The organism is Candidatus Enterococcus avicola (assembly GCF_047470845.1).
GTDB lineage: Bacteria > Bacillota > Bacilli > Lactobacillales > Enterococcaceae > Enterococcus_D > Enterococcus_D casseliflavus.
This window is the reverse complement of sequence record NZ_JBLGTY010000005.1, coordinates 167,671-180,469: the sequence shown is the minus strand read 5'-3', so window position 1 is coordinate 180,469 and position 12,799 is coordinate 167,671. Positions and strand designations below refer to the sequence as shown.

The window sequence follows — 12,799 nt, the reverse complement described above, 5'->3', positions numbered from 1 at the left end:
CTCTCTATAGTATGTTTTGTCCAACTGCTTTTTCGACATTTTCTTGAATCATTCGCTTGCCGATTCCTCGGGAACCATCATAATCAGGAATCAAGATGACTGCAGGTGTCATTTTTTGTTGGACTTTTGCTAATTCATCGGGAATCAGCTCGGCACATTTTTCAGTCAGGTAGATGATCGTACTGTTCTTCATTAATTTTGCCAGCGCCTGCTTCACTTCTTTTTCTTCCGAGGCATAGCAGACCTGAAAGCCAAATAGTTGAAAAGGAATGACGGATTCTTTCTCGCCGATTACGCCGATTTTATGAGTCATAGTGCCGCATCCTTTCTCTGAGTTGTTCTTCCGTAAAGCCACTGCGTTTGCCTACTAGCAAGATACGCAGATTTTGCAGTTCCAAAACCTTAGCATTCAAAAATGCGAGTAAAGGCAGTGGTCCTAAAGCATCTGTTTGGGCTTGGCCATAGCTTTCTGTAATCAAATTGTCTTGCAAAAGTGCCAAGCCAGCAAAGTCGATCACCTGTTCATGAATCAAAGGCCGCAACACTTCCTGATAATCACTTTCTAATAAGAAGGCTAAAAAGTCACTATAGGACGCATCCGCAAATGCTAAAAATTCTTCTTTCGGGATACTGCCGACACTCACTAAGACTGCCTCCATAAAACTACGCGATCGTTTTTGAAGTACACAACGAGCGGCAATCGTTATATTGGTCAGATCGATCATCTTGATGACAGCTTCTTGTAGCTCAGGGATCTTGATTTCATCTGCCAGTCGCCGTTGTTCATGTAAATACCGGCGATCGTAAATGATATCGATGCCTTGCAGCACGGCGCCGCCTTCTAAGTACTCCCGCACTTCTTGGATCGTAGTCACGATTTTCTCAGGCAATACCTCTGAGGTTCCCGTTTTGATGGCGGTCCGACACTCATCGATCGTGTAAAAACCATCTTCGATCAGTAGATGATCATAATCTTTTCCAGTGACTGACTCTTTGGTCAAGACTTTTAGATTATGGAAAGTAAAAGGCATCATATACAGTCGGAGGATCTCTTGATCAGGAACCAGCTCGGCCAATTCTTTGATCGTCTTTAACAATTCTTCATCGAGATAGGTTTCGAATCGTTCATGAAAATCTGGCTTCAAATAGCGTTGATAATGGGTCTGCTGCAAGACAGCTTCGACTTCAGCAAACCCTTTTGCCGCAATCATTTGTTCGACTTCTTGCGGCTTTAGCAACGTCATCTCTTTCAGCCGAATGATTGGATTCAATTGATGATAGTTCCTCATGGATCAACCTCCTTGTTGTATGATCTGCAACCACCGTTCCCGGGTTTCTTTCTTGTATTCATCAAGCAGTACCTGATAGGTAAAATTGTATTGAATGCCGTTGTCATCCACCAAAAAGCCTGCTTCTGTCAATGGTGCGCCTGCTTTGATTTGATACGGTAGTTTTGATTGACAAGACGTAAGCCAAGCGGCATCTAGATGGGCTGCTTGCTCAGGACCAGCGTGGAAGGTCACCGTCCCGCTGATCGGCAGCTGTTGCAGCACATTTTCAGCAAATGACTGCAGCTCTTCTGGCGTCCAGGCAACCATTTGTTGATACGCTTGCTCAAAAAGTTGTGTCAGGTATTCGTTTTGTTTCACCATTTGCTGCTGCTTAGCGGCACTTGCTTGGCGATTTTGCGCTTGCTGATAATTTTTTCCGGCTTGCTTTTTTGCTTGCTGGGCACGAAGCTGCAAGTCCGACTCTTTTTTCGCCCAGTCACGTGCCATCGTTTCACTGATCCTAGCACGTTCAGCGGCAGCCAAACGTTCCCGTTTTGTCTGCGCTTCTTGGTCTAGTTCAGCAATCATTTTGTCGATTGCATCCATACCTTCGCCCCCTTTAAATCGTTCCTAAAAGTAAGAAAGAAATAACAAAGCCTAAGATGGCATACATCTCAACCATTACTGAGAACATGACCCCTTTAAAGAAATGCTCTGGTTTCTTCGCTAAAATTTGAATCCCAGCTGCAGCGACCTTCCCTTGGGCCATTCCTGAGAATAAGCCAGTAAAGGCAACTGGCAGTGATGCCATCAAGTACGCCATACCAGTCACTGTCGACATTTCACCACTTAAGCTACCATAGATCATAAACGCAATAACGAATCCGTATAGTCCTTGCGTTCCGGGAAGCAATTGTAAAATCAAGGCTTGTCCAAACTTCTCCGGCTGATTCGTCGTTAAGGCTGCCGCTGCTTCACCAGTTTGACCCACCCCTTTGGCTGAACCGATCCCAGAAAAGATCGTAGCGATCCCCATTCCGATAATTGCAAACACCATACCACCATTGTTATTAATTAAGTAATCAATCATTTATTGTCTCCTCCATTTTCTTTATCAAAATCAACGTATTTCTCACTTGGCTTAAAGGTTTCAAATTGACGCCCCCCACCAGTGAAAAATTTTCCGAAAAACTCTACATATTGTAAACGAGCGGCATGCACATACGCACTCAGTAACGATAAAAAGATGTTTAAAGCTTGTAGGACAACCAATAAGAGAATGCCTACAGAAAAACGAGCAGCTGGCGGCAAATAGCCCACCAATAAGTTGAAGGCTGCTGCGATACTCCCACCAGAGATCCCTAATGCCATCAAGCGGCTATAGCTGACAAAGTCGCCGATGTAACTGGTCACACCGTATAAGTCATACAAGCCTAAAAAGAAGCCGCCCACTTTGGTTTTCCCTTTAAGAATTGGTACCACGATGATCAATAAGGCACTAAAGCCTGCTAGTATCAAGCCGACGATTGTTAGTGCTGGGACATCGATCAAAAGATTGCCTGCGGCTGCCACTAAAAGACCACTCAAAAGTCCTAGCCACGCAAAGCCTTCGTTGACTGCACCTAAAAGATCCTTTTTGCGGATATTTTCTTTGGCTGCTAAATAAAGGCCTGTAAACAGTTGGATGCCACCAAAAATCATGGATAGACCAAAGATCGCCATAAAATCTTCGGAGGGCGATAAAAGTTGGAAGGGCAATGTAGCACCAAAGAAGGAGCCGTAGATTGCGCCCCAAATCATAGTTGGCACAGACAAAATCTGGAACAATTTCAGAAACCGTTTGGTCCCTTTGGGCAAACGCAAGGCGTGTAGCCCAATCGTGGTCGCGACAGCCATTAATGCACCATAACCTAAGTCAGCCACCATCATACCAAAGAAAACATAGTAAAAAGGCGTCATCCATGGGGTTGGATCGATCTCATCGTATTTTGGCAAGCTGTACATTTCCGTCAACATTTCAAAGGGTTGAATAAACGAGGCGTTTTTTAGTTTCGTTGGCACTTGATTGGTAGCGATCTCCTCTGCAGTGGGTTCTTCAAATGAATAGTAAATCTCGTTGGCAAAGGATTCTTGGACCATTTCCGCCACTAACGGCTGATCCTTTTCTTCGATCCAGCCGCGCAAGAGGACAAAGGTCTGACCAGCTGCTAAGCGCTGTTGCATCATTGCCCGATTCTCACGAGTCAAAAACAGTTCTTCCGCTTGCTGCAGCAGGATCAGCCGTTGTTTGTGCTGACTGATTTCTGTAATCAGTTCTTTGCGCTGCTGCGTCAAGGAAGTCAAGGCTTGTTTCGCATTTTGCAAAACCACTTTTGGTGATTCGGATGTCAGGCCAGTTTCTTTCTTCACCCCATATCGGTGAAACAATTGGAACACTTGCTCTTCGATCGCTGTTAAAAACAGGCAGCTGAAATTGACTTTTTTGGGTTCAGAATAGATCACTTCGATATGAATCTCTTCCAATTGACGCAAGGCTTCAGCTAGATCTTCCCAGCGTGGGCCTTCGACACTCCCAGCAAAAAAACTTGTATGTGCAGGCGCTTCGATCTCCAAGGGTACGTCAAGATTTTGCCATTGTGTCGCCCATTCTTCCGACTGCGTCGCTGCTTCGATCGCTTCGATCGTCTCTACCCAGCGCTCCTGCAAATTCTCGATTTCAACCAGCTCCGTTAATGCTGCGGCTTCATCGAAGCTTGTTTCAAAGTCCGACAGCCGCAAGGCATCTCGTTGCCATTCCGTGCCTTTTTTCGCATCACCATTTTGACGAATAAAGCGGATCGCTTCTTGCAGTCGACGAATCATTGGTTGATGAGAAGCACCTTCTGGGGTGGCTCCTGCAAAAAATTCCTGCAGCCAAGTTTCGTTGGCTTCCTGCTCAAATACGTTCTCGATTTCAACAAACTGCATCGTTTGCAGCTTCGTCAATAACCTTTCTTGGTAGTGCTTCGGGGTGATCAACGTTAGTTTATTTAGTTTGGTTACTGCCATAAGTCCCGATCACTCCTTCAACGATCTGTTGAACCGCTTGCTCTTGGAAGCTTTGCATATTTTTTTGGTAACGATCTAACACTTGCTGGTTCTCTTTTGCCAGCTGCTGCTTTTGTGCTGCTAGTGACTGTTGCAACTGCTCTTCGATTGTTGCTTGTTCTTGAGCAAGCGCCTCTTCCAAAGCTGCTGATCGCTCTTGCAATACTTGTTGCTGCTGCGCTTCTTCCGACTGCAATTCTTTTTTCAAAGCGCGCAATTGCTGTTCATTGGCTTCTTCTGCTTCTCGTAAACGAGTCAAAGCTTCTCTCATCGATTCCCCTCCTATAATGATTTGTATTCTCAACTGAAAAATAAACAAAAAAAGCATACCTCACGAAGAAGTATGCTGATATGAAAAAAGGCCAGCATTCCTCCAAGAATGTTTGCCTCACCCCTTGGCAAACCTGATCCTTGAAGCATAAAAAATGCTCAACCTTTGTCTATTTTATTTTTCAATTCCTGAACTATTATAGCAAAAAACGGCGTTCTATTCAAGTAAAATCATCTTTTGTGAGAAAAAAGTGTTTTTCACCTATTACTGATCCACTTGCTACCTGCCCAACTTTCCACCTAACATTTGCCAGGGATCGGATTGTTCTTACTAAATTGAAATCGGTCAAAATCAATTTAAGACTTAGAATGGTATGAATGAAGAACGTTGAGATTTTTTGAAAATGCTAGACATCATTTGATTGGTACCCAAAAGGAGATAACAGTTCCAACAACCCATTCGATCCCTGACAAATCTTAAGTGAGAAGTTCGCTTATTTCACTTCTCTTTTTATCGGTGGCAGAGGTTGGCCCTTTTCTTCACAAATGAAATAACCGCCTCGATATAGGCATGTGTAAATTTTACCTGGTTCCATTATTAAAGGAAGCCCATTTTTTAAATACATCGGTTTTCTTTCCATTGTGCTCACCTTGTCTTTCGTGGGAAAATCAGTCAAAATAAAAAACAACAGCTATTTCTAATCTTATCTTCAAGATTACCAAAAAATAAATCATTTTTCTAGTTTTTTAATCAAAATATCGCAACTCTATCAATTATTTTATATAAAGATGGATATTTAACGAAGTGTGTGTGTAAAGAATGAACAGGAGGAAAAAAGGATGTCAGATGAACGTTGGTTTAAAATTAGAAGAAAGCGAAACATCGAATTGGTTCTTTGTTTGCTTGTCGTCCTGCCGATGGTCTATGGCTTATGGTTTCAGCTCGCTTTTTTGATCCACTACATGTCGTTTTTGTTTCTGGTAGCTGTCTTCACTGCAATCTATGAAGGAATTCGTTGGATCTGGGCTTTTATTAGAAAAAAACGAGCGTGAAAAAGCTTGGCTCTGCTATAATAAATGAAACGAGCAGAGAGGAGTGCTTCTATGAAACGAATCATTATGGCTTGTGACTTACAACATGCCCCCAAAGCTTTACAAGAATCCGCCCTTTCTTTTGAGCCTTTTCTCCCGAATTCTCGAAGTGTCGCAGAGCTTTTTTATTCCGCCTATCATGAAACGACAGATGACGAAGGGGAATCGCTTGCTGACTGGCAAAGAGAGCTGAGAGAGACTGCTGACGGAAAATACGGTCCCTTGATCCCAGAGCTTTCTTTTCAGTTACAAAAGGATGATCACCCTATCGGTGCCGTAGTAACCAGCACGTTTCAAGAGCTTCCCCTGCTATTATTTGTCGTTATGGACGCAGCCTTTAAAGGCAAAGGCTTATCCAAGCTGCTGATGAAGGAAGTGATCCAACGAGCAAAAGCCATGGGACTCACTCACCTTTACTTGGTAGTGACGGTTGAAAACCAGCCAGCCTACAAGCTGTATGAAGCATGCGGTTTTTCTTTTGCAGGTGAAAGCTGGGCTGATCTTTCTCCTTAGCTAAGCTTGCAAGTTATCTAAGTCATTTTCTACTATTTGAAAAGGAGCTTCCAACCAATGAATGAACGACTAGCTGCTGCGATCCAACTGCGGACTGAAAAAAAACTGCAACAATCAAATGAACAATTGATTCAATTAGCTGCCGAAAATCCCCAAGATGCCTTTGTGCAGTACCAAACGGCTTGGAGCTATGATCTTTTAGGGGAAGAACAACAGGCAATTCCTTATTATGAACAAGCAATCGCTTTAGGGTTATCAGAAAACGACTTGCCAGATGCCTACCTAGGTCTAGGCAGCACTTATCGTGCCCTCGGCACTTATCAAAAAGCCGAAGAAGTGTTTTTACAAGCGATGAAGCAGTTTCCAAAAAATCATGCTTTGCAAACCTTCTATGCCATGACACTGTTTAATCTCGCCGAGTATGAGCAAGCCACTAAACGATTATTGACCCTGCTTGCCGAAACCTCTAGCGATCCAGACATCCAGTCTTACCGACAGGCACTTTTGTTTTATGCGGATAAACTCAATGAGACATGGGCATAAATATCCCCTATGAAGCAGCTCCTCTGCTCCCTTTTCTCGTAAAAGGGAGTCTTTCTTTTTTCATTTTCCCACGATCATCCTTTGCTACCACCGACTCTCCTTTGAACCTTTTCCTCCAAGCAACGCTACCCATCATTATCGAATTTTTCGATAAAAAACCAGTTGACGGCTCTCAATAAATCTGTTAGTTTATCTATGTTTTTTTAATAACAGATTGGAGGAATGACTATGCCCTTTATTGTCTATTTTTTCCTATCCTTATTGATCATTTATATTCCGACACCAACCCTTTTGCTGTTTTTTCAAAAACTCGCCTCGCAGCATGACAATCTGACGGCTTTCAGCAAACTTTTTCTATTATTGATGATCTTGCTGGATTATTACTTAAGCTATTATTGGTTAAAAAACTGCAAAGTCAAAAAAGCGCACTACCTTTATTTAGTCTTTGTCAATGTCTTCGAATGGCTGATCCACTTCTATCTTTATTCACGATTTGAAACGATCAATCTACTAGTCATTTTGTTGTTCCAGACTGTGCTTTTGTGCTGCATGGTTTTCTTCCCTTTGTCGGAGAAGTTCCGACGTTTCTTATTTACATAGTCAGTGAGAAGAAGGGTTCACAGTTTTCGGTTTCCTTGATACACTATCCTTATCTATTTGCGAAAGGAAGTGCGCGTATCCACACACCGGAACAAGCTCTTGAAGGCTATATTCAAGCAACCAATACCCACGATTTTCGTCAAGTTCAGCCATTCCTTGGAAAACAGGCGATCTATTACTTTTCTGATGCAACCTGTCGAACACCTATGGAAATTTGCCAATATTTTGAGAATGCTTGGGACTTAATCAAAGACGAACATTATCATATTTCAGATGTACAATGGCTCCACAAATCTGCTCAATCCGCAGTCTGTCTTTATACGTATCACTATGAAGGTTTTCTGAATGAAGAATTTATTGAAGGCTCGGGTAGAGCCACGAATGTTTTTGAAAAGATCGAAGGAAACTGGGTTTTGGTCCACGAACACTTAAGCTCCTCAGTTACCCCCTAGCCTACGTCATGATTTAAATGATCACAAGAACTGATTTACATTGCAAACCACCTTTGTTACGATTGATAAAAAGGATGTGTTGTGATGTCATTGATCGTCTTGATTGGCGCACAAGCCGTAGGGAAAATGACTGTGGGCAAAGAACTGGAAAAACGATTGGATGCAAAGCTTTTATTCAATCACCAGACCATTGATCTTTTTGCGAACTTTCTTGGCTATAGCCCCGCAGCATTCGCTTTGTCTAATCAAACGCGGATCGAACTCTTCAAAGCCTTTGTTCAAAATGAAGCCAATAATACGACAAAATCAATCATTTTTACGGTCTTGATTGGTTTCGATCAAGCGGGAGATTTAGCTTTTTTACAAGAGATCGCCCAACTATTTACCGATGCCCAGCAAAAGGTCTATTTTATCGAATTAGTGGCTGATATTGAGGAACGCTTAAAGCGCAATTGCCATGAGGACCGTTTAGCCGCAAAGCCGTCAAAAAGAGCGCTGGCTTTTTCTAGAAACGAGCTTTTGTCTTCGTTTGAAAACTATCGCTTAGAAAGCCTGCCACAGGAATTAGCTACCCTTTTTCCAACGATTCCTTCGCTGAAAATCAACAATACCCACTTACCACCTGATGAAGTGAGTCAAACAATTATTGCCCATTTTTCCTTGACTTAAGTCTAAAAGAAACGCCATTTTCAAGCTTTGCTTCAATACGAAATTGTCTATTGACTTTGACGCTGCGTCAAGCGGTATCCTCTAATTAAGAGGAGGTGTCAAAATGAACGTTTATGTTATGCCAATGTTTTATCAATTGAAGACAAAAGATATTGAACAATCATCAAAATGGTTTGCTGAAATCTTGGGGTTCCAGTCATTGTATCAGTTTCGCAATCAAGAAAATCAAGTGACGATGGACCATCTGCGTCTTGCTGACTACCAAGATTTGATGCTGATTGCCGCAGACTCGTTCACTGTTGGCGATGGGGCAATTTTGAATGTAGCGATGATTGATCTTCAGAATATCGCTCAGAAAATTCCCGAAAAGTGGATCGTGGAACCTTTGATGGAAAAGCCGTGGAATGCCCTTGAAATGACCATCAAAGACCCCAACGGTTATTTGTTTACCCTAACAGAGGCGATAAGAAAAAACGAATCAGACTTTCAAACCTTGATGGACCAAACCAAGGATTACTTACAATAAAATGGAACCGAGTAAGAAGGATGGCTTTCTTACTCGGTTCCTTTTTTATAAAACTTGATTCTGGCAACAATGACAAAAACGAACGCTCCCTAGATTTACCTAGCGAAACTTTTTATCCCATCAGATATACCGTTTTAGTATATTTTTAAATATTGAAGTTAATTATTAACACACTTAACTCAGAACATGCTACACTATTTAAAAAGGAGGAGTTCCTATGGAAAAGAAATCGCAGCTTCCGTGGTACAAGCGCAAAACGTTCTACCTTCCAGTTGCCGTCGTCCTCGGCGTGATTGGGGTTCTTCCCAGTCTCGTTTCTCTTTTCGGAGTCTCGATCGATGATGAATTCAATCCTGATTACTATTCTGATCCAAATGAACCAATGTTCAAGAAAAAACAAAACTGACTGTTGCGATGCCGTATGCAGGTTTTTTGACCAACAAAAAAAGAGCAATCACTCGCTGTTGTGTTTGCTCCTTTTTTAAAAGGGATTCGGCAAACCTACGCACCTTGACAGGGTAAGCTGTTTGGGGAGAGGGCGTTTGAATGCACGAATGAACAGTAACTTATTACGTGAAACCACTTATACTTTTTCCTGTTAAAAAATCAATTGCTAACCAATCACAAAGGATCGATTATTTGAAGAAAGAAAAAACGTTAGCCATTAGTTCTACAACTTCCCAGGGAAAACTAAAAAAATCAAACATCCATTTCTCCTCCTTTAATTGACTTTCTTCAAGTTTACCCGCAAAATAAAGCTGTAACATATTTGGACTATTTTTCCGTCCACTTTTTTTAGGAGGGATTTTTTGAAGGCCAATGACTTGTTAAAAGAGTTACGAACGGAACGAAATATCTCACAGCGAAAATTGGTTGAGAACATTTCAGAACGCAGTACACTGGCAACCTTTGAACAAAAAGGGCACCGCATCGCCTTTGATATTTTGCACCAATATTTGGACCGCTTAAATGTCACTTTGGAGGAATTTGAGTATCGCTTGGATGACAATCAAGTCAGCGAGAAAAAGCAGCTATCCAAACAGTTGACCACCGCTTACTATGAAAGCAAGTATTCTGAAGTCCTCTCTTTGATCAACAAAGCCCAAGCGCTGTATAAAACCACGAAGGATTTCTTCTATTATGTCCTGTATAGTCAATTCTTTTTGATTTTAGAGAAAAAAGGCGTGGTTACCGACGAGGAAGAACGGCGCATCATCGAAGCGACCATCAAGAAATACTTGGAACGCATCGACACGTGGGGAAAATTTGAAATCTCCTTATTTACCAATCTGCTCTTCCTCTTTTCTGACGAGTACATCTTGTATCAAATGAAACACCTGAATAAAAAAATTTTTTACAGCAATGCGTTAAGTATCAATTATCAAATCTACACAAAATTGCTGACGAATGCGGCTTTCTTGTTTATCGATCGCAAAAAACCTGCCGAGTTGGCGCATGTGCTGACGTATCTAGCCGATCACCTGCCGCCGGACAATGATCGTATCCGCTTGATGATTCGTTATTTCGAAGGCATCTACGCCTTGTTTCAAGGAGATCGTACGCTGGGAATGGCCACGATTGAAAAAGCACTGGATTATCTGCGTTTTATTGGGCAAGAAGCCTTTGCCAAAGAATTAGAGGCACTGGCTCAGAGTATCTAAAAAAAACCTGCTGCTTCCTCTCAGTAAGAGAACGACTCTCTTACACGGAGGAAACAGCAGGTTTATTTTTTTCTTAAAGTAAATGCAATGCTTCTTTCCAGAGCAAGACCCGTTTGACGGAAGCATTCAAATCAGCTTCTAAATAGCGGCCATCTTCAACCGCTTGTACCACAAAAGGAATCTGTTCTTGATAGGTAGAGGAGATCACTAGATCATTTCCCGCCTGCAACGCCTGTAATGCGGCTTCTTTTTGCGGAATGAACTCAGAAAGTCCTGCCATATCCAAGTCATCCGTCATGATGACCCCTTTAAAATGCAATTCATTTCGCAGCAGCTCATGCACGGGTTTTGAAATAGAGGCGGGTACGGTCTTATCGATACTATTGACGATCGTATGGGCGACCAAAATACTATCGGCACCAGCTTTGATCCCTGCGGCAAAAGGCAGAAAATCCGTTTCCCGCAGTGCAGATAGCGGGCGGTCATCGGTGACGATTTCGACATGCGAGTCACGATTATTGCCATAGCCAGGAAAATGCTTCAAGGTAGACCCAACGTGGTGTTTCTGTAAAACTTGAACCACACGTTCTACAAACGCACTCGTGCCCTGCGCATCCATGCCAATGGTTCGGTCGTAGATAAAGGACTGCGGATCAGTGGAAACATCGGCAACGGGAAACAGCCCAGCATTGATGCCGTAAGCTTTTAAAATTTCCGCTTTCTTTGCTGTATCTTCTTCGATCGCTGACCATCCACCTTGGGCATACAGCTGTTGTGGTGAGAGAAAACGCTGATCCGTAAGGTTCGGATTGCGGCTGATGCGAGTCACTGTGCCCCCTTCTTCATCCATACCGATTAACAGCGGGATGGCGCTGGCTGCTTGGTAATCTGAAATTTTCTGTTTCAAGCTCGCCGCCGTCTCATTTTCGGTATCACGGCCGAATAACAGATAGCCACCAAAGTGATACTTTTGAAGCTCTTCGATTTGATTGCTTTCTGGCACACGCACAAAAAACAATTGCCCGACCTTTTCCTCCAAACTCATCGTGGCGATTTTTTCTGCTATTGCCTCTTCTGGCTGTTCTTGCGTGGAAGTTGAAACAGAAGTTGACGTGGAAACTGAGGTGGGTTCCTGACTTTCCCTGCTTTCTTCCTGTGTTTCGTCCCTCAAGCTACTTTGCTGGATCATGGCTGGCTCTTCGGTTTGCTGTTTTTGCTGTTCTATCATCCACTTCATCCCTCCCATTGCTGCTAAGACCAAGAAAAGAAACAGTCCCATAGCGAGTCCTTTTTTATTCATAGGTTCCCCTTCCCCTCTAAACAAGTTATTGAGAATGATTAAGCCAATCCTTAGAAAGAAAAAAGTGAACCACTGACGAAATATTCGCAGATGATTCACTTCAATGGATGTTATCGTTCTTTTTTACTCGTTAAACGAACCGTCGGATCAGCCGTTTGTATGGTACCGCACGCCCTACGATGTAAATCAACGCAGTTTGTATCGGGAACATGATGACTGCTTTTAGCAAGCGGACCGACCAGATCGCCCAGCTTGTCAAAGGAATATTCAGCATCATAGCTAACCAGATCGGTGTTAAGATCAAGGTTATTAAAAGTGTATTTAACAAGACGACCATCGCCGCTCGTTTTAATGTGACTTCTTTCCGATAAAAGAAGTAGCCATAAATCAGTCCACCAACGAAGGCATTGATGGTAAAGCCGAAAAAGTAGGCTGATTTTGGAAAAATCACCATTCCTGCGATATCGGCTAATGAGGAGCCAACTGCTGTCCAGAACGGACCAAACAGCATACCCATGATCAGCTGTGGTACAAAGGAAAATGTGATTTTGATATAGGAGGTTTCAAACCCCAAGATTTGCGACAAGACGACCATTAAGGCAATCAAAAGTCCCATGACCGCAATCATGTGTGCATCGACTTTTCTTTTCATAGCGAGCATCTCCTTTTAGAGTTGCTACAAATTCATGCAGCGAATGCGAAAATAAAACCGCGAACGAATGATCGTTCTTCGTCCGAAAGGCAACATCCCATCCTTTCAGCACTTAACGCTTTATTTCCTACTCTGATTTTTTTTAGGTATTGCTACCCAGAAA

17 protein-coding genes, 1 riboswitch and 1 other annotated feature are annotated in these 12,799 nt (G+C 42.7%); of the genes, 9 read left to right on the top strand and 8 right to left on the bottom strand.

All coding sequences use genetic code 11. The annotated features are described in order from the left end of the window. Positions 1–4: 4 nt before the first annotated feature. From ACI3E5_RS07110 to ACI3E5_RS07085, 6 genes are read right to left on the bottom strand one after another with little or no spacing between them, the layout of a single operon-like run. Positions 5–313 carry a V-type ATP synthase subunit F gene (locus ACI3E5_RS07110; RefSeq protein WP_005225570.1) on the bottom strand — a complete coding sequence of 103 codons (309 nt, stop codon included), beginning with the start codon at positions 311–313 and terminating at the stop codon, positions 5–7. Then, positions 303–1,289 carry a V-type ATPase subunit gene (locus tag ACI3E5_RS07105; RefSeq protein ID WP_060793071.1) on the bottom strand — a complete coding sequence of 329 codons (987 nt, stop codon included), beginning with the start codon at positions 1,287–1,289 and terminating at the stop codon, positions 303–305. The genes ACI3E5_RS07110 and ACI3E5_RS07105 overlap by 11 nt, the downstream gene beginning before the upstream one ends. A gap of 3 nt (positions 1,290–1,292) precedes the next feature. Further along, positions 1,293–1,877, bottom strand: coding sequence for a FliH/SctL family protein (locus ACI3E5_RS07100; RefSeq protein WP_498821121.1), 585 nt, complete (start codon positions 1,875–1,877; stop codon positions 1,293–1,295). A 13-nt stretch (positions 1,878–1,890) separates the two neighbouring features. Continuing rightward, positions 1,891–2,361, bottom strand: coding sequence for a V-type ATP synthase subunit K (locus ACI3E5_RS07095; RefSeq protein WP_005225567.1), 471 nt, complete (start codon positions 2,359–2,361; stop codon positions 1,891–1,893). After that, positions 2,358–4,319: a V-type ATP synthase subunit I gene (locus ACI3E5_RS07090; protein WP_498821123.1), complete on the bottom strand. Its 1,962-nt coding sequence runs from the start codon at positions 4,317–4,319 to the stop codon at positions 2,358–2,360. Before ACI3E5_RS07090 ends, ACI3E5_RS07095 begins: the two co-directional genes overlap by 4 nt. Continuing rightward, entirely contained in the window at positions 4,297–4,629 is a 333-nt protein-coding gene (locus tag ACI3E5_RS07085; RefSeq protein ID WP_172462566.1) for a V-type ATPase, subunit F family protein, read from the bottom strand. The genes ACI3E5_RS07090 and ACI3E5_RS07085 overlap by 23 nt, the downstream gene beginning before the upstream one ends. A 110-nt stretch (positions 4,630–4,739) precedes the next feature. Then, positions 4,740–4,793: a sequence feature (sodium ion sensor (DUF1646 type); this cis-regulatory element may regulate processes involved in with the transportation of sodium ions), on the bottom strand. A 675-nt stretch (positions 4,794–5,468) separates the two neighbouring features. Here ACI3E5_RS07085 and ACI3E5_RS07080 point away from each other — a divergent pair. The 9 genes from ACI3E5_RS07080 (at position 5,469) to ACI3E5_RS07040 (ending at position 10,684) form a co-directional block, all read left to right on the top strand. Continuing rightward, positions 5,469–5,681: a hypothetical protein gene (locus ACI3E5_RS07080; protein WP_347482602.1), complete on the top strand. Its 213-nt coding sequence runs from the start codon at positions 5,469–5,471 to the stop codon at positions 5,679–5,681. Positions 5,682–5,705: 24 nt separating this feature from the next. After that, entirely contained in the window at positions 5,706–6,233 is a 528-nt protein-coding gene (locus ACI3E5_RS07075; RefSeq protein WP_375838484.1) for a GNAT family N-acetyltransferase, read from the top strand. Between the two features lie 57 nt (positions 6,234–6,290). Next, positions 6,291–6,776, top strand: a complete 486-nt coding sequence (locus ACI3E5_RS07070) for a tetratricopeptide repeat protein (protein ID WP_375838485.1) — start codon at positions 6,291–6,293, stop codon at positions 6,774–6,776. Between the two features lie 228 nt (positions 6,777–7,004). After that, positions 7,005–7,376, top strand: coding sequence for a hypothetical protein (locus ACI3E5_RS07065; RefSeq protein ID WP_074535041.1), 372 nt, complete (start codon positions 7,005–7,007; stop codon positions 7,374–7,376). A 35-nt stretch (positions 7,377–7,411) separates the two neighbouring features. Next, complete coding sequence (locus tag ACI3E5_RS07060) at positions 7,412–7,828, top strand: YybH family protein (protein ID WP_086294897.1); 417 nt, start codon at positions 7,412–7,414, stop codon at positions 7,826–7,828. An 84-nt stretch (positions 7,829–7,912) separates the two neighbouring features. Beyond that, positions 7,913–8,497 (top strand): DEAD/DEAH box helicase family protein, encoded by a 585-nt coding sequence (locus ACI3E5_RS07055; RefSeq protein ID WP_271772896.1) that lies wholly within the window; start codon positions 7,913–7,915, stop codon positions 8,495–8,497. Positions 8,498–8,600: 103 nt separating this feature from the next. Next, on the top strand, positions 8,601–9,023 hold the full coding sequence (locus tag ACI3E5_RS07050) for a VOC family protein (RefSeq protein WP_271772898.1): 423 nt from the start codon (positions 8,601–8,603) through the stop codon (positions 9,021–9,023). Positions 9,024–9,240: 217 nt separating this feature from the next. Next, positions 9,241–9,429: a hypothetical protein gene (locus tag ACI3E5_RS07045; protein ID WP_123834347.1), complete on the top strand. Its 189-nt coding sequence runs from the start codon at positions 9,241–9,243 to the stop codon at positions 9,427–9,429. A 403-nt stretch (positions 9,430–9,832) separates the two neighbouring features. Further along, positions 9,833–10,684 (top strand): Rgg/GadR/MutR family transcriptional regulator, encoded by an 852-nt coding sequence (locus ACI3E5_RS07040; RefSeq protein WP_081116612.1) that lies wholly within the window; start codon positions 9,833–9,835, stop codon positions 10,682–10,684. Between the two features lie 73 nt (positions 10,685–10,757). Here ACI3E5_RS07040 and ACI3E5_RS07035 read toward each other — a convergent pair whose 3' ends face one another. Together ACI3E5_RS07035 and ACI3E5_RS07030 are read right to left on the bottom strand one after the other, a co-directional pair. Further along, complete coding sequence (locus ACI3E5_RS07035) at positions 10,758–11,984, bottom strand: glycoside hydrolase family 3 protein (RefSeq protein WP_077452719.1); 1,227 nt, start codon at positions 11,982–11,984, stop codon at positions 10,758–10,760. A gap of 130 nt (positions 11,985–12,114) precedes the next feature. After that, positions 12,115–12,645, bottom strand: coding sequence for a folate family ECF transporter S component (locus ACI3E5_RS07030; protein ID WP_005225551.1), 531 nt, complete (start codon positions 12,643–12,645; stop codon positions 12,115–12,117). Positions 12,646–12,671: 26 nt separating this feature from the next. Then, positions 12,672–12,773: riboswitch (THF riboswitch) on the bottom strand. Between the last annotated feature and the right edge of the window lie 26 nt (positions 12,774–12,799).

Coding starts and splice junctions, on each gene's coding strand:
- ACI3E5_RS07045 (WP_123834347.1), top strand. CDS start 9,241: ATGGAAAAGAAATCGCAGCTTCCGTGGTACAAGCGCAAAACGTTCTAC.
- ACI3E5_RS07080 (WP_347482602.1), top strand. CDS start 5,469: ATGTCAGATGAACGTTGGTTTAAAATTAGAAGAAAGCGAAACATCGAA.
- ACI3E5_RS07030 (WP_005225551.1), bottom strand. CDS start 12,645: ATGCTCGCTATGAAAAGAAAAGTCGATGCACACATGATTGCGGTCATG.
- ACI3E5_RS07065 (WP_074535041.1), top strand. CDS start 7,005: ATGCCCTTTATTGTCTATTTTTTCCTATCCTTATTGATCATTTATATT.
- ACI3E5_RS07085 (WP_172462566.1), bottom strand. CDS start 4,629: ATGAGAGAAGCTTTGACTCGTTTACGAGAAGCAGAAGAAGCCAATGAA.
- ACI3E5_RS07100 (WP_498821121.1), bottom strand. CDS start 1,877: ATGGATGCAATCGACAAAATGATTGCTGAACTAGACCAAGAAGCGCAG.
- ACI3E5_RS07035 (WP_077452719.1), bottom strand. CDS start 11,984: ATGAATAAAAAAGGACTCGCTATGGGACTGTTTCTTTTCTTGGTCTTA.
- ACI3E5_RS07070 (WP_375838485.1), top strand. CDS start 6,291: ATGAATGAACGACTAGCTGCTGCGATCCAACTGCGGACTGAAAAAAAA.
- ACI3E5_RS07110 (WP_005225570.1), bottom strand. CDS start 313: ATGACTCATAAAATCGGCGTAATCGGCGAGAAAGAATCCGTCATTCCT.
- ACI3E5_RS07095 (WP_005225567.1), bottom strand. CDS start 2,361: ATGATTGATTACTTAATTAATAACAATGGTGGTATGGTGTTTGCAATT.
- ACI3E5_RS07075 (WP_375838484.1), top strand. CDS start 5,706: ATGAAACGAGCAGAGAGGAGTGCTTCTATGAAACGAATCATTATGGCT.
- ACI3E5_RS07050 (WP_271772898.1), top strand. CDS start 8,601: ATGAACGTTTATGTTATGCCAATGTTTTATCAATTGAAGACAAAAGAT.
- ACI3E5_RS07105 (WP_060793071.1), bottom strand. CDS start 1,289: ATGAGGAACTATCATCAATTGAATCCAATCATTCGGCTGAAAGAGATG.
- ACI3E5_RS07055 (WP_271772896.1), top strand. CDS start 7,913: ATGTCATTGATCGTCTTGATTGGCGCACAAGCCGTAGGGAAAATGACT.
- ACI3E5_RS07090 (WP_498821123.1), bottom strand. CDS start 4,319: ATGGCAGTAACCAAACTAAATAAACTAACGTTGATCACCCCGAAGCAC.